Origin of the sequence: Inquilinus sp. CAU 1745 (assembly GCF_039839375.1) — a bacterium.
Lineage (GTDB): Bacteria > Pseudomonadota > Alphaproteobacteria > DSM-16000 > Inquilinaceae > JBDOQU01.
In genome coordinates this window covers 75,847-98,814 of the sequence record NZ_JBDOQU010000007.1, presented here as the reverse complement: position 1 = coordinate 98,814, position 22,968 = coordinate 75,847, and the positions used below count along the sequence as shown (strand labels likewise).

The window sequence follows — 22,968 nt, the reverse complement described above, 5'->3', positions numbered from 1 at the left end:
CTCTGCTTGATGTCGCGCATCGTTCTCTCCTCCGATCACCCTTGCGTCCCTTCCCCCTCCAGAAGCGCACCTGCGGTGCGTTCGTCGACGATCAGTGACGTCACATAGCCGCTCATCAGCACGGAGCGGATGGCGTCGACCTTCTCGCGCCCGCCCGCCAGCGCCACGACGCGACGCCCTTTCAGGTGCGCCAGATCGGGCGAGATGGTGCGGCCGCTCAAGGAGGTGGCCACGGCCCCGCCGGACGCGTCGAAGAAATGTCCCAGCAGTTCGCCGACGCCGCCGGCCCGACGAACCTCGGCTATCTCCTCGGCCTCGATCATCTGGGAGGCCACGAGTTGGGCATCGGGCTGCGCGGTGCCGATGCCGACCACCATAAGTTCCGCGCTGAGGGCGAGGTCGTAAACGTCGCGCACACCGCGTTGGGAGAGAAGGACCGTGCGATCCTGCTCGGTATTGGCGAAGAACGGCACCGGAAGAATGTAGCTCGCCGCGCTGGTCTTGCGCGCGAGGCGGAACATCACATCATGCGGGTTTGCCGCAAAGTTCCTAGTCACCCCGCCAAGCAGCGACACGAAGCGCATTGAGCCGGCGTCGACCGCCGGCATTGCGTCGATTGCGGCGGCAAGCGTGCGCCCATGGCCCAGCCCCATGAGAGTGGCGTCGCCCTCGGCGATCGTCTTCTGAAGAAAGCGCGATCCGGCCTCTCCCAAGGCGCGCAGCGGCAGCTTCTCCTGGTCGAGATCCGGCACGACCTCGCAGCCATCGAGGCCAAAGCGTTTCATGACCCGGGCTTCCAAGGCGATGCATTCGGCAACGCCGCCGATGATGGAGACCTTGACTGCGCCGCTCTCGTGGGCGCTCGCGATCAACCGGCTGGCCGTGGCGCTCGAGATCCCGAGCCGGCGGGCCACCTCCACCTGCGTGATGCCGCCAGCGTAATGAAGCCATGCGGCGCGAACCGAAAGACTGGCATCCTCGACACGCTTCGCTGAAGCCCTGCTCATCGGGCATATCCCTTCCCAAGCTGCGTAGTGTAAGAAATTTCACAATAAGAAATATATTGCAATTCCTATTTAAGTGTCTCTACGATGCGGCCGCGTTGGAAGGACATTGCGCAGGTCGCGCATGTCTCGACGAGAAGGTTCCGGAGGGACGCCGGTAAGGGAATGTTGGATAGGCTGACGTTGCGTCGGCTCCACCTCCCTAACCTCTGTTCGCGCTCCTCCGACCTTCCGGTGATTTCGGTGGCGGGAGGCGCGTAGGTGAACGCTCAAACTGCAACTCGATTGCCACTGCCGGCCGGTCTGCGGTCGGCGCGCGTCGTCGCGGGTGTCGCGGTCGTCGCTCTTCTTGCCGCGATGGCGCTCGACACCACTGTCGTTAAGATCGGCTCTGAAAACGATGTGCGCTCGGCCGGCTTCTCGCCCGAGCAGTTCGCGCGGCGCGAGTTTCCCAAAGTCAAGGAGAGTATAGAAAGCCGCGCGGTGCCGGCTACGACGCTTGCCGCTGCAATCGAAGCGGACAAGGCGGCGGCGGGCCAGGAATACGGCGTTCCCGCGAGTATCGGATCGATCTTTCCCGTGAGCTTTACCGGCGTCGCCGGAGAAGGAAGCTCGGGTATTCACACGGTGGCCGTCGAAGGATTGCCGAACGACCTGGTCATCCGCGTTCAGACCGGCCCGGCGATCAACGGCACCGCATTGCGCGATTCCACCGGCGCTTACAGCTTCGGGGACTTCACCAATCAGATTGAGTATCAGAACGCCGGCGCGGCTCTTAACGAAGAGATGAAGCGCGAGGTGCTCTCTCAGGTCGACATCTCGGATCTGGAGGGCGAAACGGTCAGCGTCACCGGCGTCTTTCAACTCATCAATCCGCAGAACTGGCTCGTCACGCCGGTCGGGCTGGAAGTGCAATGATTGCCGTGACTGAAGCGATCGGCGGCCGGGACTCTGTGGTTCTGTCCGCCCGCAATGTCTCCAAATCCTTTGGCAAGATACAAGCGCTCAAGGATGTCGATTTCGATGTCTTCGGCGGCGAAGTCACGACCCTTTTCGGAGAGAACGGCGCCGGCAAGTCGACGCTGATGCGCATCCTGTCTGGCGTGATGCGTCCCAGCGACGGGAGCATCCTTCTCGATGGCGCGCCCGTGTCCTTTGGCTCCGCCTCTCAAGCGCGCGACCACGGCATCTCCATAATCCATCAGGAACTGAGTCTCGCCCCCAATCTCAGCGTCCGGGACAACATCTTCATGGGCCGCGAGATTCGCCGCCTGACCGGCGTCGACTATGCTGAAGAAGAGCGTCAGACCAGGCGGCTTATGGCCGGGCTGGGAGAGGACATCGATCCGCTCACCCGGGTCGCCGACCTGCGGCTCGGGCAGCAGCAGCTTGTGGAGATCGCGCGGGCGCTCTCGGTCGATGCGCGCATTCTCATCATGGACGAGCCGACCTCCGCGCTCAGCGCCTCGGAGGTCGACATTCTCTTTAAGGTGGTGCGCGACCTGAAAAGCCGGGGCGTCTCGATAGTCTACATTTCTCACCATCTCGAAGAAGCATTGCAGATCACCGACCATGCCGTCGTGTTGCGCGACGGTGTCATGACCGCCCGCGCACCGCGTTCGGAAATCGATCTGGAATGGATCGTGCGCAATATGGTTGGCGAAGATTTCGATCTCGGCTCTCCGCCCACCGGTTACGAAGCCGGCGACGTCGTGCTGTCGATCCAGGGCTTAAGCGTTCCTGACGCCGCTCGTCCGGGACGCTCCGTCGTCGACAGGCTTTCCCTCGACGTCCGAGCCGGCGAAATCGTGTGCATATACGGCCTCATGGGCGCCGGCCGCACGGAACTGTTGGAATGCGTGGCCGGCCGGCTGACTGCCAGCGCGGGCAGAGTCTTCTTTCACGGCGTCGACATCGCCGGCCTGTCGATCGCCGGCAGGATCGCACGGGGGCTGGTTCTCGTGCCCGAAGACCGGCAACGCGACGGGCTGGTCCGGACGATGTCGGTCGGAAGCAACCTGTCTCTTGCAAGCATCGGCGCTTTCACGCGCGGCTGGTTCACGTCCCGGCAGCGCGAAGGCGCGCTTATCGACGACGCAATCCGCGACGTGGGCATCAAGGCGGGTGGAAAGCAGGATGGAATTGAATCCCTGTCGGGCGGAAACCAGCAGAAGGTCGTCATCGGCAAGATGCTGGCGACGCGGCCGGAGGCGATGCTTCTCGACGAGCCGAGCCGCGGCATCGACATCGGCGCGAAGGCCGAGGTCTTCGGGCTTTTGGCCGACGGCGCCCGGCGCGGGCTCGCCGTCATCTACTCCACTTCGGAAGTCGGCGAGTGCCTCTCCATCGCCCATCGCATCGTCGTAATGCATCGCGGGCGAATTTCCGCGGAGTTCGACGCCAACGCCTCAAAGGAACAGATCATGGCCGCATCCGGCGAATCGAAGGCGGCCTGAGGTCCTCAATATGCGAGCGCTCGTGCCATGACAGATTTCAGCAAAGTCCAGAAGTCGGCTGGTTTTTTCGAGAAGGGTTTCGACCTCACCCGGATCCTCATCGAGGGGCGCGCGTTCTTCGCGCTGATCGCGATCGTCGCCGTTTTCTCGGTGCTGTCACCCTATTACTTCTCGATCGGCAACTTTCTGATCATGTCGTCCCATGTGGCCGTATTTGGCCTTCTGGCGATCGGCATGCTCCTCGTCATCCTGACCGGCGGTATCGATCTGTCCGTCGGCTCCACGCTTGGCCTGTGCGGCGTGGTGGCGGGCTTTCTCATGCAGGGCGTGACGCTTCCGGCCTTCGGAATCATCCTCTACCCGCCGGTCTGGGTCGTGGTCGTCCTGACCTGCCTGACGGGAGCGCTGGTCGGCGCGGTCAACGGCGTTCTGATCGCCTATTTCAAAGTGCCGGCCTTCGTCGCCACACTCGGTCTTCTTTATGTCGCGCGCGGCGTCGCCCTCCTTATGACGAATGGCCTGACCTACAACAATCTCGAGGGCCGCGCGGAACTCGGAAACACGGGCTTCGACTGGCTCGGCTTCGAAAGGCTTCTCGGCATTCCGATGGGCGTCCTGGTTCTTGCGGCCGTCGCGATTGTCTGCGGTCTTCTCCTGAACCGCTCCGCCTTCGGCCGCTGGGTCTACGCCACCGGCGGCAATGCGAGAGCGGCCGAACTCTCCGGTGTGCCCGTGCGCCGCGTGACCTTGTGCGTCTACGTACTGTCCGGCATCTGCGCGGCCATTGCGGGTCTCGTGCTTTCGTCGCAGCTGACCTCGGCGGGTCCGACCGCCGGCACGACATATGAACTCACCGCCATTGCCGCCGTGGTCATAGGAGGCGCGGCGCTCACCGGCGGTGTGGGGAATGTCCGCGGAACCCTGCTCGGCGCGTTCGTCATCGGGTTCCTGTCGGATGGTTTGGTCATTATCGGCGTGTCCGCCTACTGGCAGACCGTGTTCACCGGCGCCGTCATCGTGCTCGCCGTCCTTCTCAACTCGATCGACTACCCCGTGCGCGTCCGCAAGACTCCCGCGCGCGGCGCCCGGTCGACCGGGTCGCCGCAAACCGGAGCCTGACAGTCGCCGCGCTTCGGAACCGCCGGCCGGAGCTTTCCGGCCAGATCGATCCAGCAATTTAAAGGGAGGAAAAAGACAATGATCAAAATTACACGCCGCCTTCTCATCGCCACGGCGGCCGCCGCCCCGCTTCTGGCGGGCACGGCCTTCGCACAGGACGGGGGACTCATGACCATCATCGTGAACGATCCCTCGAATCCCTATTGGTACACCGAGGGCGAAGTGGCGCGAGAAACCGCTGAGGAGCTTGGCTATGAGGCCAATGTCAGTGCGCACAACGGCGATACCAACGCCGAAAGCCGCCTGATCGACACGGCGATCACCAACCAGGCGAAGGCGATCATTCTCGATCCCGCCAATGCGGATGGCTCGATCGGCGCCGTGCGCAAAGCGGTGGACGCCGGCATCCCGGTCTTCCTCATCAATGCCGAGATCAATCAGGACGGGTTGGCCGAAGCGCAACTCGTCTCCAACAATGCGCAGGGCGCGGCGCTGGGCGCCCAGCAATTCGTCCAGGAACTCGGCCAGTCCGGAACCTATGTCGAGCTTTTCGGCGCCCCGTCGGACAATAACGCCCAAACTCGTTCGAATGGGTTCGAGACGGTGTTGAGCCAGTATCCCGAACTCACGGAGGTTGGCCAGGAGGTCGCCAACTGGGATCGCACTGAAGGCTATAACAAGATGCAGTCACTGCTGCAGGCCAATCCCGAGATCAACGGGGTCATCAGCGGCAACGACGAGATGGCCCTCGGAGCGATCGCCGCGCTGCAGGAAGCGGGCATTTCAGACGAGGTGGTTGTCGGCGGATTCGACGGTTCGCCGGATGCAGTCCAGGCGATCAAGGACGGGGAACTCGCCTATTCGGTGCTCCAGCCCGTTGCGATCTTTACCGCGGAGGCCGTTCGTCAAGCGCATAACTTCATCGAAACCGGCAGCACAGGCGTCGACCAGGAAAAGCAGCTCTTCGACTGCATCCTGATTACTCCCGACAACGTCGACAGAATGGTCGAACCCTTCGTCATGGAAGGCATGGGCGGCTGATTTCACGGGCGCCCTTCACGGGGCGCCCGCCCCATTACGACCGCTCAAATGAATCTGGCGGACCCCGAAAACGGATTGGAGAGTCCAAATGGCAATAACGGAAGATGAGTTGCGTCAGGCGCTCGTCGAAAAGGCGCGCTGGATGAACGCGTCCGGCCTTAATCAAGGCACGTCCGGCAATATATCGGCCCGTTTCCAGGACAGGATGCTGATCACGCCCTCGGCCACTCCCTACGACTTGATGAAGCCGGAAATGATCGCGTCCATGCCGATAGACGGCGAGTACGGGACGTGGCAGGGCCCGCTGAAGCCGTCGACGGAATGGCGCTTCCACCTCGACATCATGAAGAGCCGCCCAGATGTCGGCGGCATCGTCCATACACACTCGACCTTCGCCACGGTCCTCGCCATTGCGGGCAAACCCATTCCCGCCTGCCATTACATGATGGCGGCTTTCGGCGGCATGGATGTCCGGGTTGCGGAATATGCAACTTTTGGAACGAAGGCCCTGTCGGAGTCTGCCCTCCGCGGGCTTGAAGGGCGGACCGCCTGCCTCCTCGCCAACCACGGAATGATCGCGACCGGCGCCAACCTTGACAAGGCCATGTGGCTTGCCGTGGAGTTGGAGACGATCGCCAAGCAGTATTATCACACGCTTCTGATCGGTGGCCCTAACCTGCTTTCTGAAGCAGATATCACCGATACCGTGAAATCCTTTGGAAACTATGGCCTTCAGGACGACTTAAGCTAACGCAACCGGCAGTGGTCTTTCAATCGTGACGGATTCCTTAGGGCTTCAATGTAACCTCGGCGGCTTACTTTCAAAACGAGTTGAGCCAGGCCGCCCATCAAGGGCGCGCGTCGACTGATTTCCTCACTTCATTTGGCAACCACAGCAACATGCTGACCTTCGGAATGGGCGGTTTCGGTTCTATCTATGCTGGGTCAGAAATGAGTGGCTAACAATAATATATAGATAAAACGTGCAAATAATTCGCGGTTCAATTCCCGCTGAGCGCGGAAAATTCGCATTTTACAAGCTATTAACTCAGTCCCCCTAAACTCTTCCGGCTATTCAGGGGGACAGGATGTCGCTTTTTGAATCCATCGTGGAGACCTCGCACCACGAGCAGGTTTCCAGCAGTGACGTTATACAGGACGCGCTCGTTGCGATCCGTCAGCATTTGGGCATGGAGATCGCCTATTTCTCGGAGTTCGTTGACGGCCGGACAATCTTCCGTCGGGTCGATGCGCCGGGGCGGGAGCATCTGATCAAGGTCGGCGACAGCCATTCCCTTGACGACGTCTATTGCAACCACATCCTGGAAGGCCGGCTTCCGGAACTGATCCCGGACACGTCCCTGGAACCGCTGGCCCGATCGCTGCCGATAACGAGCGCCGCGCCGATCGGCTCGCATGCGAGCATTCCGATCAGGCTGCCCGACGGCAGGCCGTTCGGGATGTTCTGCTGTCTCAGCCCGAAGGCCAACCTGACCCTGAACGATCGCGACCTTGGCACGATGAGGGTCTTTGCCGGGCTCGCCGCCAGACAGCTTCATCTGGAGATCGGAAAGTCACAGGCGGATCGCGAAAAGCGCGCCGCCGTGGAGGCGATCATCGATCAGGGCGGGTTCGATATCGCGTTCCAGCCGATCGTCACCCTCGCTTCCATGGAGGTCGTGTCGGTCGAGGCCCTGAGCCGCTTCCGGCCGCAGCCCTACCGCTCGCCCGACAAATGGTTCGGGGACGCGGCGGATGTCGGCCTGGGCGTGGACCTCGAACTAAGTGCGATCAGGGCGGCGATCGCCTCCTTCCCGGAGCTTCCAAGTCCCATCGGGATGTCGATCAACGCATCGCCGGAAACGATCGTCAGCGGCCGGCTTGGAGAGATTCTGGACGGGGAATATCTCGGCCGCACCATCCTCGAGATCACCGAACACGCTCAGGTTGGCGACTATTCACTGCTTCATCGTGAACTCGGTCCGCTGCGGGATCGTGGAATGAAAGTCGCGATCGACGATGCGGGCGCGGGCTATTCAGGACTTCAGCATATCGTGCAGATGGTCCCCGACATCATAAAGATGGACATGAGCCTGACGCGGGGGATCGACCGGGATCGTGCACGCCGCGCTCTCGCCAGCGCCATGATCTTCTATGCGCGGGAAACCGGCTCGGCCATCGTCGCAGAGGGCATCGAAACCAGCCAGGAACTCCTCACGCTCAAAAGCCTGGGCGTCTCGAGAGGGCAGGGATACCTTCTCGGCAAGCCCGCCAGGCTGAACGAGATCGATCTGCCGGCGATGCCGAGAAGCAAGATGATCGCTTAGCCTTCGCCGGGCTTACTGAAAGAAACCGTCGATCATCGGGGCCAGCATCCCGAAGCGCCTGCCGATAGCCCGCCGGTCCACATTCTCCGGATCCAGCAGAACCTCGCCCAGCGGCCGTTCGTCCAGGCGCACGTCGGCCAGCAGCCCGGCCCGGCTGATCAGCCCGTCGCCGTCCGTGTCCATGCCGGCGATCAGATTGTTCAACCCGGCCGTCTCGATCATCGACAGGCCCAGCATGATCATTCCGCGTTCCTGCTGGCTGGCGGGATTGCCCGCCCAGGCAGCCCAGTCCTGGACCGCGGACTTCACGGCGAACTAAATCCGCTCCAGCAAATGCCGGGACTGAACATTTAGCGACTGACACCCGTAGCGGAGGACCTTGCCAATACATAGAACCCGACATCGATGGTTCCTGTTCTGAAGCCGGCTTCGCAATAGCAGAGATAGTATTCCCAAAGCCTGCGAAACTTGTCCGGAAAGCCCATCTTCTCGATCTTGGGCCAAGACGCCGCGAAACGTTTGCGCCACTCGGCCAGTGTCGTCGCGTAACTGTCGCCGAAGCTTTGTGTCGAAACTAATTTGAGGCCGGCGGCTTCGGCCTGGTCAACGATGATCCGCCTTGTGGGGAGCATGCCTCCCGGGAAAATATGGCGCTGAATAAAATCGGGTGATCGGCGATAGGCGTCGAAACGCGCCTCATCGATGGTGATCACCTGAAGGACAGCGATACCTCCCGCGTTCAGTCGCTCATGCAGGATTTTGAAGTAAGTCGGCCAGTAAGCCTCGCCAACGGCCTCGAGCATCTCGATTGAGACAATCCTGTCATAAGTTCCTTCGACATCACGATAATCCTGCAGTTCCAGAGAAACCGTGTCGGCGAGGTTATCTGCATCCCTCCGTTCCCTGGCGAACGTCAACTGTTCGGAGGACAGAGTGACGCCGCTTACGTGAGCGCCGGAGAGACCCAATCTGATGGCCAACGCCCCCCAACCGCAGCCAATCTCGAGAATATGCTCGCCGCCATGCAGTTCCAGAAGGTCGACAATCCGCGCCAGTTTGACGTCTTGGGCATCTTCAAGCGTCTGGTCCGGCCGCTCGTAAAGTGCTGACGAATAGGTCAAGCTCGGATCGAGCCAGCACCGATAGAAGGCGTTGCCGAGATCGTAGTGGAAGGCGATGTTCTTGCGGCTTCCCGTCTTGCTGTTGGCCTGCAACAGATGCCGCAGCCGATTGAGCATCCGAACGGGCAAAAATCCGGAAAGCCTCCGATCGAGCAGGGCGATGTTGCGCGCCGCCAGTTCCAGGAGCGCCGCAAGATCCGGGCTCGACCAATCGCCGTCGATATAGGCTTCGGCAAAGCCAAGGTCGCCCTGGCTGATAAGCCGCCTTATCCCGCGCCAGCGATGAAGAACAATCGTCGCAGAAGGCCCGTTTCGGGTCCCGCGATGTTCGATCCGTTCGGACGATGGCAGCAAGATCGTTATGTGGCCGAACTCCATCCTGGAGATGATATGGCGCAGAAAACGCGATGCCACGCCCTCGCGGCGCTGGCTCAGATCCCCTGCGCCTCGAATTTCGTTACCGGAGGACATTTGTAGTGTCCCTCGCGGAACCTGCGTCGGCGGGATTTACGAAGCGACCGGTCGTGACCGGCTGGTCGGGCGGCGGCGGTCGATGCTTCAGACCAATGCCCTTGAGCCAGATCATAAGCCCTTCCCAATAGATGCCCGCGATCACCTTCAAGGTCAGCAACGGGTAAGCGCAGAAGACGCGAGCCAGCGATGCATCGGTCAAATTCCGGCGGATCGCCGCAAGCTTGGCGATGATCAGGGGTCCGGCCGTATCACGACCGATTATTGAAACCGCCAAAGTCTCTCCAGGAGGAACGACGGAGAAGGAATAGACCATGTCAGTGGTCATGAACGGCGAGACGTAGAATGATTTCCGACTTTCCTGGCGAATGGGTGCTTTCATGTCGGGCGACACGGGAATGAGATAGTTGTGCCGTTGACCGAACGTGTTGTTCACCTCGTAGAAGATCGCGGAGAGCGAGTTATCACGCCTGTAGCAGAAATAGATGCTGAGCGGATTGAAGGCGTATCCCAAGACACGTGGCATGGTGAGAAGCCGGATCGGGCCGCCAGATTCAATCCTGGCCTCGCGCAAATGCCGCTCGATCCGGTACCGCGGCGATGTGGTCGTTCCCTCGCCGTGATCACGATCGTGGAAGCTGAATAGGTTGAAACGATTGTGCGAAAAGAAGCGGAGCGTGCCTGCCAGGGCGTCGATCTCGTCGAGATCAAGCAGCATGTAGAAGATGCCGTAGCGCAACCGATGCTGCCTTGGCCGCAATCTGTGGTGCATCACCGAGCCGACATAGAGGGCCGAATGGGCACTCGACATCAGGCAGCCTCCGTCTCGGTGGCCGGCGCGGTTTCATACGTGTGGATGCGGCCTGATTCTTTCGCCACTGTCCAAGGCCTCCGCACGCCGCCGGCGGCTTCGGCGACAGCGAGGCCGGCCTGCAGGCCATCCTCGTGGAAGCCCGCGCCAAAATAGGCGCCGCAGAACCAGGTGTTGCGCTTGCCCTGCAACGACCAAAGCCTTTTCTGCGCTTCCATCGCGCGGGCGTCGAAACGCGGATGGCTGTAGTTCACCCGCCTGAGGATCGCGCCGGGGACGATCTCCCGGTGAGGATTGAGCGTCAGGAACAAGGGCCGCTCGCTTTCGACGTCCTGAAGACGGTTCATCCAGTAGGTTACGGCCAGTTCGCGGCCGCAATCATCCTCTCTCGTCATGTAGTTCCAACTCGACCAGACCCGGCGCCGGCTCGGCATCAGGCGAGGGTCCGAATGAAGGACCGCATCATTGTCAATATAATCGAACGAGCCGAGTAGTTGCCGTTCCGCGCTGGTAGGGTCGGCAAGCATATTCAGCGCCTGGTCGGCGTGGGTGGCGATCACCACGTGATCGAAATGGCGGCGATGACCGTCAGGTCCGACAATTTCAATACCGTTTGCGATCCGCGCGACTTTGCTGATCGGATAGTTTGACATTACTTCGGGAACGGCATCGGCGAGAACACGCACATATGAACGGCTGCCGCCGGCCACGGAGCGCCAGCCGGGGCGGCCAGCCAGTTTCAAAAGGCCGTGGTTTTCACAGAATCTGATAAACGACGCCGCCGGGTAGGCCCCGATCTCCGCAACCGGCGTGGACCAGATGGCCGCCGCCATCGGGTAGAGATGATCATTGCGAAATCCTTCACCGTAGCCGGCGGCGTCGAGGTATTCATCCAGGGTCATCATGCCCAGCGCCGCCACATTGCGCGGGGCCTCGCGATAGAAGCGAACGAGATCGCGCAGCATCAGCCAGAATCGCGGGCTGATCGCGTTTCGCCCCTGCGCGAACAGGCCCAACAGCCCGGTTCCGGAATATTCAAGCCTGCCATCGTTGAGCGAGACGGCAAATGACATGTCCGATCGCTTCGTCGCGACGCCGATATGATCGAAAAGTGCTGTCAGATTTGGGTAAGTGGGTTTGTTGAAGACGATGAAACCAGTATCAACCGCAACGTCTGCGGCATCGACAGTGTGGCTGTGTCCTCCCAATCGCTTATCGGCTTCGAACAGGACAACGCGATGTCGTTGTGACAGCAACCAGGCGGCGGACAGACCGGAGATGCCGCTGCCGACAACAGCGATGTCGAGACTACGGTCGGATGTTTCCACGCGGTTCAGCCCGTTCCCACAATCGTCGGTTCTAAACTCTCCAGCCAAAGGATTTTCCTCCGCGCGTCGACCTGTCAGTATTTACGGAGTTCATGACGCGACGGATCACCCCCGGGGCGTGATCCGATCTCAAGTTCCCCTCGTATGAAGGGCAAATGGATGCCGCAGGGTTACAACTCGACTTTAGATGCTCGTGGCAGGCCCGCCCGGCAGCGAGGCGCATTGTCTTGAACGAAGCCAGGCTAGAGGGGGCTTCCCACTCTCCGGAAGCGCTCATCCAACTGATTGAAGCCGTCGCGCGAAACCAGGATCAGGATGCTTTCGCACAGCTATTCGCCTATTTCGCGCCGCGCGTGAAAAGCTTCCTCATGCGTTCCGGGATGGCCGATACTGTTGCCGAGGAGGTGACGCAGGAAGCTATGATCGCGCTGTGGCGTAAGGCGTCCTATTTCGACCCAAGCCGCGCGGGAGCGTCGACTTGGGTTTTCACCATCGCCCGCAACCTGCGGATCGACCGATTACGCCGCACATATGCTGGATCAACGGAACGCCTGTTCAATCCTTTTGACGAACCGGCTACGCCCCTGTCGGCTGAAGACGTCGCGATCACGGCAGAGCGTGAGAAAGAGATAAGGAATGCGCTTGGAACTTTGTCGAGCGAGCAAGCAACCATCGTGCGGCTCTCCTACTTCGCCGAGAAGCCACATACCGAGATTTCACGTGAACTGGGCATTCCACTCGGCACCGTGAAATCCCGGATCCGGCTCGCGTTGAACCGGTTGCGGGCCATATTGGACAGCGACCTATGACGATCCATCACCACCCCAGCGACGTAACGCTCCTGCGTCTTGCGACAGGAATGTTGGGCGCCGGACCGACGCTGGTCGTATCCGTCCATCTCGAAGGCTGCGGGCTCTGCCGCGAGCGCCTGGCTCGGTTTGAGGCCTTGGGCGGCGCGATCCTCGAGGAGCAACCGCCAGCACCGCTTGTCGCGGATTTCTTCGGGCGCACTTTGGCGCGGCTTGAGGTTCCCTATCCGACGCCGGTCGCAAAACCCATGACATGGAAACAGCCTGCGCTGAGCATAGAACTTCCTCACGCAATGCGCCACTGCGATGTCGGCCCGTGGCGATGGCTCGGTCCCGGCTTCAAGTGGAGCAAGGTCAAGATCGCCGGGAGTCCGGACGCCAAGGTCATGCTGCTTAAAGGCAGGGCGGGACTTCACCTGCCCGGCCATGGGCATACCGGCATGGAATTCATGCAGATCCTGTCGGGTTCGCTGTCGGACGCGCGCGGTCAATACTTTCCGGGCGATCTCGACGAAGCGGATGATGAGGTCGATCACAGTCCCTTGGTGGGTCAGGAATCTGACTGCATTTGCCTCGCAGCTCTGGAAGGCGACACGCGTCTTCATGGGGTCCTGGGGCGACTTTTACGGCCGATCGTGGGATTTTGAGCCGTGGTCTTGGCGCCACTGGTTAGGTTCGTACTATCAGTGAAGATTGGCGCATGAACGCGTCTTCGTCATCGGCCGACCTTCTTAATGCGGTCGCCCGGATTGGCGCACCGAAGCCGTGTCGGGGCATACGCTATGGGCGCCATCGCCGGCAGGTCCTCGACATCTATCAGCCATCCGCGCCACGCCCTTCCCCCACGATCGTCTTCTTTTACGGCGGTGGCTGGGAGGAGGGCGAGCGCGGCGATTACTTCTTCGTGGGGTCGGCCTTAGCGACGCGCGGATTTACAACCGTCATTCCCGACTATCGGGTTTTTCCGGAAGTTCGCTTTCCAGCATTTATCGAGGACGCGGCAGAAGCCATGCGCTGGACTGCCGATCACATCACGGAGTTTGGGGGCGATCATGGCCGACTTATCGTCATGGGCCACTCCGCCGGTGCTCACATTGCGGCGATGCTGGCGTTCGACCGGAAAAGGCTTGCCAAGGTCGGGCTCGATGCGAGCCACGATCTCTCCGTCATGGTCGGCCTTGCCGGTCCCTACGACTTCCTGCCGCTTCACAGCAACACGCTGAAGGCGATTTTCGGCCCGGAACCAGCTTTGGCCGCCACGCAGCCGATCAACTTCATCGAAGCCGATGCGCCACCGGTGTTCCTGGCGACAGGCCGGCGTGACAGGAGCGTCGATCCCGGCAACACAATTCGGCTTGCCGAACGCATAAGGTCTGTCGGGGGCGAAGCCGAGGTCAAATTGTATGACCGGGTCAATCACCGCACGTTGATCGGCGCCTTCGCCCGCCCGTTGCGGTTCCTGGCGCCGGTTCTAGAAGATGTCGCCGGCTTCGCTCTGAAACAGAACCAGCGTGAACCGCTTCCGAGCTGGACGGTGGCGCGGGGCAGGATGATCTCATGACGCTCACCGTCGCGATTGTTGCTCTCGCGGTTTGCCTTTCGGCAACGATGGCCGGCGCGTGGCTGGTCGCGCTTCGGACCGGCCGGTCGGGCTGGATCGACGCGATCTGGTCGCTTGCGACCGGATTGTTCGGCGCCGCGGCGGCTTTCCTTCCCTTCGCTGGTGACGAAATCACAACACGTCAGGTACTGGTGGCGATGTTGGCGCTCGTCTGGTCCCTGCGTCTTGGCATGCACATCGCGGTGCGCACTGCCCGTGGCGGCGATGATCCGCGTTACCGGCAGTTGCGCGAAGAGTGGGGAAGCGCCTTCAGGCCCCGCCTGTTCTTTTTCCTACAGATCCAGGCGCTGGTTGCGTTGGCTCTGGCGTTGTCAATCATGACCGCGGCCCACAATCCGGCCCCTGACCTCAGGTTCTTCGACTGGCTTGGCGTCCTTGTCCTGATCCTGGCAGTTGTCGGGGAAGCGATCGCCGACCGCCAGCTTTCCGCATTTCGTGCCGATCCCGAAAACAAGGGCAAGGTTTGCGACACGGGGCTTTGGGGCATGTCGCGCCACCCGAACTATTTCTTCGAATGGCTCGGCTGGCTCGCCTACGCCGTCATCGCCATAGACGCGGACGGCGGTTATTGGTGGGGGTGGCTGGCGCTTGCCGGTCCCTTGCTGATGTACTGGCTGCTGGTGCACGTTTCGGGCATTCCCCCTCTCGAGGCGCACATGCTGCGCTCGCGCGGCGCGGCTTTTCGAGATTACCAACACCGCGTCAATGCCTTCTGGCCCGGTCCGCCGAGCAGCGCGGTCATTGCCGGCAAGAACGGAGCTTCCCGATGAGCCTGGTTGCCTCGGCAATCCGCGCCGTCGAGCGCAGCGAACTTCCCGACCCCATGACGCGGTTGGGCATCAGGTTGTTGGTCGGACGCACAAGCCGGAAGCTCGCTGCCTTTTCGGATCATGAAGAAGGCGATTTCGCGCGCGCCATGGCAGCCCATCCGATCGCCGAGCATGCCGACACCGCCAACGCGCAGCACTATGAGTTGCCCCCAGAATTCTTCGCCCTCACGCTTGGGCCGCGGCGCAAATATTCCTGCTGTCTTTATCCGACGGGACGGGAAACACTGGCTGAAGCCGAGCGTTCGGCGCTCGAAGAGACGGTTGCGCATGCCGGGCTCGCCGACGGCCAGTCGATCCTGGAACTCGGCTGCGGTTGGGGCTCGCTGACGCTGTTCATGGCTGAGCGCTTTCCTCGCGCCAACATCACGGCGGTCTCGAATTCGGCGTCGCAGCGGCTTCATATCGAGGCGGCGGCGGCCGCTCGCGGCCTCGGCAATCTTCGCGTCATCACTGCCGACATGAACACGTTCGCCCCTGGCGGCGGATATGACCGGATCGTGTCGGTTGAAATGTTCGAGCATATGTCGAACTGGCGGCACTTGTTTTCACGGATCAGGACATGGCTGACCCCGGAGGGGCGGCTGTTCATCCACGCCTTCAGCCACAAAAGCAGTCCCTATCGGTTCGACCATCGAAACGAAGCGGATTGGATCGCGCAGTATTTCTTCACGGGCGGCATCATGCCGAGCCACGGCTTGGTCCGGCGTTTCCCAGATTATTTCACGGTTGAAAAGGACTGGCGCTGGAGTGGCCTACACTATGAGCGCACGGCACAAGATTGGCTTGCGCGCTTCGATGCAAACCGTACGCCGATCGACCGCATTCTGCACGACGTCTATGGTTCCGACGCCACCCTTTGGCATCGGCGCTGGCGACTTTTCTATCTGGCGACCGCCGGGCTGTTCGGACATGCGGGCGGACAAGAGTGGGGTGTGAGCCACTATTTGTTGCGCCCGTCATGAAATGGCGATGACCGACTCACTCGTTCGGACCGCCGGGACCCGAATTGTCGCTTACGCTGCCCATGACGATCCTAATGTCGCGGCCTGCAATCTGATTGCTCTGGTCGTTGCCTTTAACCAGCCGCTTTATCCGCTCTATGTCTACTGGGCCGTAAGCGAACATATTTCGCCGACCTTCTTCACATTTCTGCCGACGCCGTTTTTCCTGGCTGTGCCGGCCGTTGCACGCCGGTCGCCAACGACAGGTTGCGCTCTCCTGCCGCTCACCGGCATGGCGAACACGGTGTTGAGCGCAAGCATCATGGGCCAGGCATCGGGCGTCGAGATGTTTCTTATTCCCTGCGCGCTGATCGCGGCGATCTTTTTCCGCCCTTCGCAAAGGGTCGTCGCGCTGGCGCTGGTCCTGTTGGCAGCACTTATTTACCTCGGGCTTGATGGCGCATATGGCGCTCCGATCCACATCTACTCCGCTGACGAATACAACGCATTCTTCAGATTGAACGCGATGAGCGCCGGAATGCTTACGGTGTTTGTCGGGCTTGTCGCCTCGGGGATGCTGAGCCGCCAAGCCTAGGGTTCAGGCTCGTTTACAGCCAGAAGGCCATTCGGCGAGCTCAGTTTGCGCGCCGATTGACAGCTTGCGTCGAGCAAGGCCCTTGCCGCCGGAAGTTGCGGTGAAATTTTCTAAACGGAGGCATCGGAGAACACAGAGATGATCGACAGTGGCCGCAGCTAAGTATTACAACGCCGTCGTGATCGGCGCCTCCGGTGGCATCGGAAAGGCGCTTATAGACTCCCTTGCGGATCGCGGCATTGCTCACATTCACGCGCTGTCACGATCCGCAGCATTGAATCTCCCGGAAGGAGTTCAATCTGGACATATCGACATAGGTGATGAACACAGCATCGCCGCGGCAGCCGACAGCGTTGCAGAGCATGGGCCTGTCGATCTTGTAATCGTCGCAAGCGGACTGCTCCACAACAAGAATTTGCAACCGGAAAAGAGCTACCGGGCGCTCTCAGGAGAGGTTTTGGCTGAGTATTTCGCGGTCAACGCGACTGGGCCGGCCCTCGTCGCCAAGCATTTCCTGCCGCTGCTGTCACGGGAACGGCGAGCCGTCTTTGCGTGCCTGTCTGCGCGCGTCGGCTCGATCGCCGACAACAGGCTTGGCGGCTGGTATGGCTATCGCGCTTCCAAAGCAGCGCTCAACATGCTGATCAGGACGCTGGCTGTCGAGCTTGTCCGCACGAGGCCGCAGGGCATCTGCGCTGGGCTTCACCCCGGGACCGTTGACAGTACTCTCAGCAAGCCGTTTCAGCGCAGTGCGCCTTCGCTCGTTTCGCCGGCGACGGCCGCCGGGAATCTGCTTCACGTTATCGATGGGCTTTCGGTTGATGACAGTGGAGGGGTCTATGCGTGGGACGGGAAGCCGATACCGTTCTAGGTCTGCGCACCGATGACAAAATCCTTTTCATATCCAGCGCTTTGACGACGACGATCCGACTGGAAGCTTCCCTGTGCCAAGGCGGCACTGTCGAAAGAGCGTGGTCTTATGTCGGCGTCTGACCCCGGCTAAACTCAATCCCCATGATCCATGAACCCCGCGCCAAGCGTGTGGCGCGGGGCTTTCTCTCTTCCCGGGTTCGCTATCCGCCGTGTGTCAGCGGAAGGTTTACATAGCTTCCGGCATCAGCACGGCATCGATGACGTGGACGACGCCGTTAGATGCCTCGATATCGGCCTGCGTCACGGTCGCGGTGTTCCCGGCAGCATCGGTGATGACGACGGTTTCGCCATCCATCGATAGCGTCAGCTCGGCCCCGTTTACGGTGGTGACCGGGTGTTCACCGCCATCGTCTTCGATCATCTGGACCACCGCGTCGGATGTCGCTTCGGTTTCAACGACGTGATAGGTCAGGATACCTTGGAGCTGTGCCTGGTTTTCTTCCTCAAGAAGTGTGTCGAGCGTGCCATCGGGCAGTGCTTCAAACGCCTCGTTGGTCGGCGCAAACACTGTGTAGGGTCCTTCGCCGCCGAGCGTTTCGGCCAAACCGGCAGCCTCTACAGCCGAGGCGAGCGTCGACAGGCTCTCGGTAGCGCCGGCAAGTTCGGCGATGGTCTGACCTTCGTCCTGGGCGAAGGCGAGACCAGCAGACGCAGATACGATCAGCGTGGCGGCGGCCGTGCTGCGAAGAAGGGACTTCAACATTGTTGATCTCCTGTTTGCTTGATCCATGCCCTCCTAACGGGCACCCATGCCTACGCAGACGAAGCCCGAGCGGTTCACAAGCAGGCGTTCACGGTTACGTCAGTTGTCGTGATGAAGCCGTCATCGCCCGTTTTGCGGAGACAACGTATTCGAGACAGATTTTCGTCAGAACACGATTGCGGTGACGTGCCGAGCGAAGCTGTCGAGAACCCGTTGCCACTCCCGTCGTTGCTCGTTCACGGAAGGCGTAGGGTCGGCATCGAACGTCTGATTGACGACGACGCCCGCGTCGCCTTCCTTGAATTCAACTCGTACGACACGATCGCCTTCCCGCCATTCGATCACTCGCATCGGCTCGATGGCTGTGTAGGTCGCGACGAAGTCAAAGCCCGAGCCGTTGTGTTTGGATGCGATGCGGAGCTTGAGCAGACCGCCAATTCTGAGATCGTTCGACGCCCACGTGGTCTGCCAATCTTCGGATATGTCCCACTTGAGGATGTCGGCAGGGGCGTTGAACGCTCGCCAGACGATGTCGATTGGCGCGTCGATGAGCGCCTGCGTGGTGATCTTCACCTTCGATCCTGTTCAACCAGAAGGCGATAGCGGGGCGAGCGCCACACCTGACAGGGCGTTTGCGGCGAGTTGGTCGTAGCGGAAAGGGCGCTTGCGATTGCTCCGACCGGGAAAGCCGGAGCGGTTCACACTGCCGTCAGGTAGAGGACGTGAGCGCGCGCGTGATCAGGAAGCCGGCGGTCGCCGAAAATGCTGTCACGAACGTCCCCCAGCAAAGGTCGGCGATGGTCACCACCACCGGCCAATCCCGCAAGGTCGCCTGATTGGTCAGATCGTAGGTGGCGTACGCAAGCAGCCCCAGGAATGCACCGTAGGACAGGGCCGTGGTCCAACGGTCGCTGGCCATGGCGGGCGCGATGGCGAACACCAGGATGCCGGCGATGTAAATCAGGTAGAACAGGACCGCTGGTATGATCTTGAAGTTTTCAAGCAACAAGCCTCCCATCTGAGGGCGATAAAGCCATTTCGCCGCCATCGTCAGCCAGATCGCGTCGATTGCGAGAAATACCAACCCGGTCGCGACATAGGCGATGCCGTAGGTTCTCAAGAGATGTTCCTTTCCGATCCGGGACTGGACGTCCTACGCGCCCAGTAGACGGTTGGATCATCCTGACATCCTCGAGACGGTCGTCTCGGCGCCTCGAAACAACCTCTTCCGCACTTGTGATCCGGACGGGCGAAACCTCCGTAGCAAGAACAGGTAAGCGAATAATGCTGGTCGGGAGATCGACACATGCTTATGCGCGCTGTTGCAATCAGTGCACTTTCGATCGTGGGCTCCGGCGCCGTAGCCGCGCAGGAACTTAGCCCGTACGGCGTATGGCTTCGTGGTGACGGCAATGCGCGCGTGCGAATCGCCCCGTGTGGATCACAGGTTTGCGCGACCAATCTCTGGATCAAGGACACGAGCGAAGGAGAGGAAGTCGGCGACCAGCTCATCATGTCCCTTGAGCGCAAGTCCGACACCGAACTTGTCGGCTCAGCCTACGATCCGAAACGCGATATCACCTATGCGATAACCGTGACTGTAGGAGCCAACTCCCTAACCACGCGAGGCTGCGTTCTGGGCGGTTTGCTTTGCAAGGATGTAAACTGGACACCAGCGAACGAAGGCTGACAGGACTTTTAATAGAGGTTGACCGATCCTGGGAGAAACTGGCAATGGCGAAGAAACTGGAGAAAGGCGACGAAGTCAACTGGGCCACCAGCCAGGGTGTGACGCATGGCAAAGTAGTCAAGAAGCAGATCTCGCAAACCCATATTAAAGGTCACAAGGTTGCCGCTTCCAAGGACAATCCCCAGTACATCGTCCGAAGCGACAAGTCCGGTAGGAAGGCGGCGCACAAGCCGGGCGGGTTGAAGAAAAGGTGAAGCTGCGCCGTCTCGTCATCGTCCTGGGTGATCAACTCGACGGCCGGTCCACCGCCTTCGACGGCTTCGACCCGGAACAGGATGCGATCCTGCAGATGGAGGTCCGCGAGGAAGCCGCTTACATTCCTCAGCACAAGCGCCGCCTCGTCTTCTTCTTTTCGGCTATGCGTCATTTCCGCGACGAGCAGCGCTCGGCGGGGCGGCGGGTCTACTACAGCGAACTTGACGACCCGGCCAATCGCGGCTCGTTCGCCGACGAAATTTCGCGCTGGACGACCGCTTTGCAGCCGAAAGCCATTGTCGTTCTCCAGCCCGGCGATTGGCGCGTCCGCGAACAGCTCGAGAAACTTCGGCCGCCGATCGAGTTTTGCGCCGACCGGCACTTTCTGTGTCCGGACGAGACTTTCGCCGCTTTCGCGGAAGAGCATCCGCGGCTCGTGCTTGAGCAGTTCTACCGGTTCATGCGCCTGCGGCTGGATGTCCTGATCAAGCCGGACGGGACGCCAACCGGTGGGGCCTGGAATTACGACGAGCAGAATCGCGCATCCTTCGGGCGCGAAGGACCGCCGCTGGCGCCCTTCAAGAAAAGCTTTCCTCCTGATGCGACCACCCGCGGTGTGCTGGAACTCGTGAACCGCGAGTTTCCCGACAGCCCGGGCCGGCTCGACGACTTCGATCTGCCGGTGACGCGCGATCAGGCGCTTGCCTCGCTTCAAGACTTCGTCGAGCACGGGCTCGGCCATTTCGGCCGCTTCCAGGATGCCATGCGCATCGGAGAGCCCTTCCTGTTCCATTCGCATCTGTCCGGACCGCTCAATCTCCATCTCCTGCGGCCGCGGGAAGTCGTCGACGCTGTCGTCGCCAACCCCGCCGGCGCGCCGCTCAATTCCGTTGAAGGCTTCGTGCGCCAGATGATCGGTTGGCGCGAATTCGTCCATGGCATCTACTGGCGCTTCATGCCGGGCTATGCCGACCAGAACGCGCTGGAGGCGGACCTGCCGATGCCGCGCTTCTACTGGACCGGCGAAACCGACATGCGCTGCCTCGCGGAAGCGATACGTCACACCATCGATCACGCCTATGCGCATCATATTGAGCGACTGATGGTGCTCGGGCTCTTCTGCCTGCTGCTCGGCGTTCGGCCCTATGACGTGCATCGCTGGCACACGTCGATGTTCTGGGACGCCATCGACTGGGTGTCGCTGCCGAACGCGCTCGGCATGAGCCAACATGGCGATGGCGGCCTGATCGGCACCAAGCCCTATGCGGCGGCCGGCAACTACATCAACAAGATGAGCGATTACTGTCGCCACTGCCGCTACGATCCGCGCAAGTCCGTCGGCGACGATGCCTGCCCGTTTTCCACGCTCTACTGGGATTTCCTGGCGCGGCACGAGCCGCGCTTCTCAAGGAATCCGCGCATGAAGTACCCCTATATGAATCTTGCCAGGAAAGATGCGGGAGATCTCGCGATGATCCGTAAGCGCGCTTCGGCTCTCAAGACGAAACTGACGGCGGAGACCTTCTTATGATCGAGAAGGAACGTCTCAAAGACCTGAACGACCAGCCGGAGCGCGAGGGCGAATACGTCCTCTACTGGGTGCAGCAGTCGCAGCGCGAGGCGTTCAACCCGGCGCTGGAGGCGGCGATAGCTCATGCGAACCGGCTCGAACTTCCGGTGCTCGTCGGCTTTGGGCTAACGGACGGGTACCCGGAAGCGAATGCGCGCCATTATGCCTTCATGCTGGAGGGCCTGCTCGACGTCGAGCAGGCGTTGTCGCGGCGCGGCATCGGTTTTGTCGTTCAACACGGTTCGCCGGATGAGGTCGCGATCAACCTGGCGCGCGACGCCGCGCTCGTCGTCTGCGATCGCGGCTATCTTCGTCATCAGAAAAAATGGTGCCAACACGTAGCCAGCGCTGCGGGCAGGCGCGTGGTGCAGGTCGAATGCGACGTCGTCGTTCCGGTCGAACTCGCCTCGGGCAAGATTGAAACTGCCGCACGGACGCTACGGCCAAAGATCCAGCGGCTACGCGACGACTTCCTGAAGCCGATGCGCCGCACACCGGTGAAGGTCAAAATTGGATCGCGTAAACCACCCCGGTCGATCGATCTTTCCGATGCCCCGGCTTTGCTGGGCAAGCTGAAGATCGATCACAACATCGGCCCGGTCCGCCGCTTCAAGGGCGGCGCCGGCGAGGCGCACCGCCGGCTCGACGCGTTCATCGAAGGTCCGCTTGAAAAGTACGCCGACGCGCGCGGCGAGCCGGCGCGTGAACAGGTGTCGTTCCTGTCAGCCTATCTGCATTTCGGGCAGATTTCGCCGGTCGAGATCGCGCTTTCCGTGTCCAAAGCTAGGGCCGGAAACGCCCACCGCGCCGCCTACCTTGAGGAACTGGTGGTGCGCCGGGAACTGGCGATGAACTTCGTCGAACATCAGCCGCGCTACGACGGCTATTCTTGTCTGCCGGATTGGGCGCGCAAAACGCTGGAAGCGCATCGCGGCGATCCACGCCCGCACACCTATAGCGAGCCGCAGCTCGCCGCAGGCAAGACGCACGATCGTTACTGGAACGCCGCGATGTGCGAGATGCGCGTCACGGGCTACATGCACAACCACATGCGTATGTATTGGGGCAAGAAGATCCTCGAGTGGTCGCCCAGTCCGGAGAAGGCGTTCAAGACGGCGCTCACGCTCAACAATCGCTATTTCCTTTGCGGCCGCGACTCGAACTCCTACGCCAATGTCGCCTGGTGCTTCGGCCTGCACGACCGCCCATGGCCGGAACGCGCCATCTTCGGGAAGGTGCGGTCGATGACCGCCGGCGGACTGGAGCGCAAGATCGACATCGATGCCTATGTGAAGCGCGTCGATGAACTCGCCGAAGCCGAAGCCGGCGAAGCGTGAACCGCG

Annotated in this window: 25 protein-coding genes; 17 read left to right on the top strand and 8 right to left on the bottom strand. The window is 61.1% G+C overall.

What is annotated here, in order from left to right; translation table 11 throughout:
- Positions 1-35: 35 nt before the first annotated feature.
- Complete coding sequence (locus tag AAFN89_RS10575; protein WP_347538823.1) at positions 36-1,007, bottom strand: sugar-binding transcriptional regulator; 972 nt, start codon at positions 1,005-1,007, stop codon at positions 36-38.
- Between the two features lie 258 nt (positions 1,008-1,265).
- Between AAFN89_RS10575 and AAFN89_RS10570 the strand changes: the two genes are divergently transcribed.
- The 6 genes from AAFN89_RS10570 to AAFN89_RS10545 all read left to right on the top strand — a co-directional run bounded on the left by AAFN89_RS10570 (position 1,266) and on the right by AAFN89_RS10545 (position 7,947).
- A complete protein-coding gene (locus AAFN89_RS10570; protein ID WP_347538821.1) occupies positions 1,266-1,922 on the top strand; it encodes a DUF2291 domain-containing protein in 657 nt (218 codons plus the stop codon).
- The gene (locus AAFN89_RS10565; RefSeq protein ID WP_347538819.1) at positions 1,919-3,460 is read left to right on the top strand and encodes a sugar ABC transporter ATP-binding protein; all 1,542 of its coding nucleotides are present in this window, start codon (positions 1,919-1,921) and stop codon (positions 3,458-3,460) included. Before AAFN89_RS10570 ends, AAFN89_RS10565 begins: the two co-directional genes overlap by 4 nt.
- Positions 3,461-3,487: 27 nt before the next feature.
- Positions 3,488-4,579 (top strand): ABC transporter permease, encoded by a 1,092-nt coding sequence (locus AAFN89_RS10560; RefSeq protein WP_347538817.1) that lies wholly within the window; start codon positions 3,488-3,490, stop codon positions 4,577-4,579.
- Positions 4,580-4,657: 78 nt separating this feature from the next.
- Positions 4,658-5,620, top strand: a complete 963-nt coding sequence (locus AAFN89_RS10555) for a D-ribose ABC transporter substrate-binding protein (protein ID WP_347538815.1) — start codon at positions 4,658-4,660, stop codon at positions 5,618-5,620.
- 88 nt (positions 5,621-5,708) lie between these two features.
- Complete coding sequence (locus tag AAFN89_RS10550) at positions 5,709-6,371, top strand: class II aldolase/adducin family protein (protein ID WP_347538813.1); 663 nt, start codon at positions 5,709-5,711, stop codon at positions 6,369-6,371.
- A 337-nt stretch (positions 6,372-6,708) separates the two neighbouring features.
- Positions 6,709-7,947: an EAL domain-containing protein gene (locus AAFN89_RS10545; protein ID WP_347538811.1), complete on the top strand. Its 1,239-nt coding sequence runs from the start codon at positions 6,709-6,711 to the stop codon at positions 7,945-7,947.
- A gap of 12 nt (positions 7,948-7,959) precedes the next feature.
- On the opposite strand, the gene AAFN89_RS10540 is transcribed toward AAFN89_RS10545, so the two are convergent.
- From AAFN89_RS10540 to AAFN89_RS10525, 4 genes are read right to left on the bottom strand one after another with little or no spacing between them, the layout of a single operon-like run.
- Complete coding sequence (locus AAFN89_RS10540; RefSeq protein ID WP_347538809.1) at positions 7,960-8,256, bottom strand: hypothetical protein; 297 nt, start codon at positions 8,254-8,256, stop codon at positions 7,960-7,962.
- A gap of 41 nt (positions 8,257-8,297) precedes the next feature.
- Positions 8,298-9,539 (bottom strand): cyclopropane-fatty-acyl-phospholipid synthase family protein, encoded by a 1,242-nt coding sequence (locus AAFN89_RS10535; RefSeq protein ID WP_347538806.1) that lies wholly within the window; start codon positions 9,537-9,539, stop codon positions 8,298-8,300.
- Positions 9,526-10,350, bottom strand: a complete 825-nt coding sequence (locus AAFN89_RS10530; RefSeq protein WP_347538804.1) for a DUF1365 family protein — start codon at positions 10,348-10,350, stop codon at positions 9,526-9,528. The genes AAFN89_RS10535 and AAFN89_RS10530 overlap by 14 nt, the downstream gene beginning before the upstream one ends.
- Entirely contained in the window at positions 10,350-11,678 is a 1,329-nt protein-coding gene (locus tag AAFN89_RS10525) for an NAD(P)/FAD-dependent oxidoreductase (RefSeq protein ID WP_347538802.1), read from the bottom strand. The genes AAFN89_RS10530 and AAFN89_RS10525 overlap by 1 nt, the downstream gene beginning before the upstream one ends.
- Positions 11,679-11,905: 227 nt before the next feature.
- Between AAFN89_RS10525 and AAFN89_RS10520 the strand changes: the two genes are divergently transcribed.
- The 7 genes from AAFN89_RS10520 (at position 11,906) to AAFN89_RS10490 (ending at position 17,345) form a co-directional block, all read left to right on the top strand.
- The gene (locus AAFN89_RS10520) at positions 11,906-12,487 is read left to right on the top strand and encodes a sigma-70 family RNA polymerase sigma factor (RefSeq protein ID WP_347538800.1); all 582 of its coding nucleotides are present in this window, start codon (positions 11,906-11,908) and stop codon (positions 12,485-12,487) included.
- On the top strand, positions 12,484-13,134 hold the full coding sequence (locus AAFN89_RS10515) for a ChrR family anti-sigma-E factor (protein WP_347538798.1): 651 nt from the start codon (positions 12,484-12,486) through the stop codon (positions 13,132-13,134). Before AAFN89_RS10520 ends, AAFN89_RS10515 begins: the two co-directional genes overlap by 4 nt.
- 53 nt (positions 13,135-13,187) lie before the next feature.
- Positions 13,188-14,048 carry an alpha/beta hydrolase gene (locus AAFN89_RS10510; protein WP_347538796.1) on the top strand — a complete coding sequence of 287 codons (861 nt, stop codon included), beginning with the start codon at positions 13,188-13,190 and terminating at the stop codon, positions 14,046-14,048.
- Positions 14,045-14,878, top strand: a complete 834-nt coding sequence (locus AAFN89_RS10505; protein ID WP_347538794.1) for a DUF1295 domain-containing protein — start codon at positions 14,045-14,047, stop codon at positions 14,876-14,878. The genes AAFN89_RS10510 and AAFN89_RS10505 overlap by 4 nt, the downstream gene beginning before the upstream one ends.
- Positions 14,875-15,900: a cyclopropane-fatty-acyl-phospholipid synthase family protein gene (locus AAFN89_RS10500; protein ID WP_347538792.1), complete on the top strand. Its 1,026-nt coding sequence runs from the start codon at positions 14,875-14,877 to the stop codon at positions 15,898-15,900. Before AAFN89_RS10505 ends, AAFN89_RS10500 begins: the two co-directional genes overlap by 4 nt.
- A gap of 7 nt (positions 15,901-15,907) precedes the next feature.
- Positions 15,908-16,474, top strand: a complete 567-nt coding sequence (locus tag AAFN89_RS10495) for a hypothetical protein (protein ID WP_347538790.1) — start codon at positions 15,908-15,910, stop codon at positions 16,472-16,474.
- Positions 16,475-16,622: 148 nt separating this feature from the next.
- The gene (locus AAFN89_RS10490; RefSeq protein ID WP_347538788.1) at positions 16,623-17,345 is read left to right on the top strand and encodes an SDR family NAD(P)-dependent oxidoreductase; all 723 of its coding nucleotides are present in this window, start codon (positions 16,623-16,625) and stop codon (positions 17,343-17,345) included.
- A 228-nt stretch (positions 17,346-17,573) separates the two neighbouring features.
- Here the strand turns inward: AAFN89_RS10490 and AAFN89_RS10485 are convergent, their stop codons facing one another.
- The 3 genes from AAFN89_RS10485 to AAFN89_RS10475 form a co-directional block, all read right to left on the bottom strand.
- Positions 17,574-18,110, bottom strand: a complete 537-nt coding sequence (locus tag AAFN89_RS10485) for a fasciclin domain-containing protein (RefSeq protein ID WP_347538786.1) — start codon at positions 18,108-18,110, stop codon at positions 17,574-17,576.
- 165 nt (positions 18,111-18,275) lie between these two features.
- Complete coding sequence (locus tag AAFN89_RS10480) at positions 18,276-18,683, bottom strand: SRPBCC domain-containing protein (RefSeq protein ID WP_347538784.1); 408 nt, start codon at positions 18,681-18,683, stop codon at positions 18,276-18,278.
- Positions 18,684-18,819: 136 nt separating this feature from the next.
- Positions 18,820-19,230 (bottom strand): DUF2177 family protein, encoded by a 411-nt coding sequence (locus AAFN89_RS10475; protein ID WP_347538782.1) that lies wholly within the window; start codon positions 19,228-19,230, stop codon positions 18,820-18,822.
- 186 nt (positions 19,231-19,416) lie between these two features.
- Here AAFN89_RS10475 and AAFN89_RS10470 point away from each other — a divergent pair, with 186 nt between their 5' ends.
- Genes AAFN89_RS10470 through AAFN89_RS10455 form a run of 4 tightly spaced genes read left to right on the top strand, consistent with a single transcriptional unit; the run spans position 19,417 to position 22,962 of the window.
- Positions 19,417-19,800, top strand: coding sequence for a DUF2147 domain-containing protein (locus AAFN89_RS10470; RefSeq protein ID WP_347538780.1), 384 nt, complete (start codon positions 19,417-19,419; stop codon positions 19,798-19,800).
- 44 nt (positions 19,801-19,844) lie between these two features.
- On the top strand, positions 19,845-20,054 hold the full coding sequence (locus AAFN89_RS10465; RefSeq protein ID WP_347538778.1) for a DUF2945 domain-containing protein: 210 nt from the start codon (positions 19,845-19,847) through the stop codon (positions 20,052-20,054).
- On the top strand, positions 20,051-21,586 hold the full coding sequence (locus AAFN89_RS10460) for a cryptochrome/photolyase family protein (protein WP_347538775.1): 1,536 nt from the start codon (positions 20,051-20,053) through the stop codon (positions 21,584-21,586). Before AAFN89_RS10465 ends, AAFN89_RS10460 begins: the two co-directional genes overlap by 4 nt.
- Positions 21,583-22,962 carry a deoxyribodipyrimidine photo-lyase gene (locus tag AAFN89_RS10455; protein WP_347538773.1) on the top strand — a complete coding sequence of 460 codons (1,380 nt, stop codon included), beginning with the start codon at positions 21,583-21,585 and terminating at the stop codon, positions 22,960-22,962. Before AAFN89_RS10460 ends, AAFN89_RS10455 begins: the two co-directional genes overlap by 4 nt.
- Positions 22,963-22,968 lie beyond the last annotated feature (6 nt).

Coding starts and splice junctions, on each gene's coding strand:
- AAFN89_RS10470 (WP_347538780.1), top strand. CDS start 19,417: ATGCTTATGCGCGCTGTTGCAATCAGTGCACTTTCGATCGTGGGCTCC.
- AAFN89_RS10530 (WP_347538804.1), bottom strand. CDS start 10,350: ATGTCGAGTGCCCATTCGGCCCTCTATGTCGGCTCGGTGATGCACCAC.
- AAFN89_RS10510 (WP_347538796.1), top strand. CDS start 13,188: ATGAACGCGTCTTCGTCATCGGCCGACCTTCTTAATGCGGTCGCCCGG.
- AAFN89_RS10465 (WP_347538778.1), top strand. CDS start 19,845: ATGGCGAAGAAACTGGAGAAAGGCGACGAAGTCAACTGGGCCACCAGC.
- AAFN89_RS10545 (WP_347538811.1), top strand. CDS start 6,709: ATGTCGCTTTTTGAATCCATCGTGGAGACCTCGCACCACGAGCAGGTT.
- AAFN89_RS10555 (WP_347538815.1), top strand. CDS start 4,658: ATGATCAAAATTACACGCCGCCTTCTCATCGCCACGGCGGCCGCCGCC.
- AAFN89_RS10485 (WP_347538786.1), bottom strand. CDS start 18,110: ATGTTGAAGTCCCTTCTTCGCAGCACGGCCGCCGCCACGCTGATCGTA.
- AAFN89_RS10575 (WP_347538823.1), bottom strand. CDS start 1,007: ATGAGCAGGGCTTCAGCGAAGCGTGTCGAGGATGCCAGTCTTTCGGTT.
- AAFN89_RS10550 (WP_347538813.1), top strand. CDS start 5,709: ATGGCAATAACGGAAGATGAGTTGCGTCAGGCGCTCGTCGAAAAGGCG.
- AAFN89_RS10535 (WP_347538806.1), bottom strand. CDS start 9,539: ATGTCCTCCGGTAACGAAATTCGAGGCGCAGGGGATCTGAGCCAGCGC.
- AAFN89_RS10565 (WP_347538819.1), top strand. CDS start 1,919: ATGATTGCCGTGACTGAAGCGATCGGCGGCCGGGACTCTGTGGTTCTG.
- AAFN89_RS10560 (WP_347538817.1), top strand. CDS start 3,488: ATGACAGATTTCAGCAAAGTCCAGAAGTCGGCTGGTTTTTTCGAGAAG.
- AAFN89_RS10500 (WP_347538792.1), top strand. CDS start 14,875: ATGAGCCTGGTTGCCTCGGCAATCCGCGCCGTCGAGCGCAGCGAACTT.
- AAFN89_RS10495 (WP_347538790.1), top strand. CDS start 15,908: ATGACCGACTCACTCGTTCGGACCGCCGGGACCCGAATTGTCGCTTAC.
- AAFN89_RS10505 (WP_347538794.1), top strand. CDS start 14,045: ATGACGCTCACCGTCGCGATTGTTGCTCTCGCGGTTTGCCTTTCGGCA.
- AAFN89_RS10455 (WP_347538773.1), top strand. CDS start 21,583: ATGATCGAGAAGGAACGTCTCAAAGACCTGAACGACCAGCCGGAGCGC.
- AAFN89_RS10515 (WP_347538798.1), top strand. CDS start 12,484: ATGACGATCCATCACCACCCCAGCGACGTAACGCTCCTGCGTCTTGCG.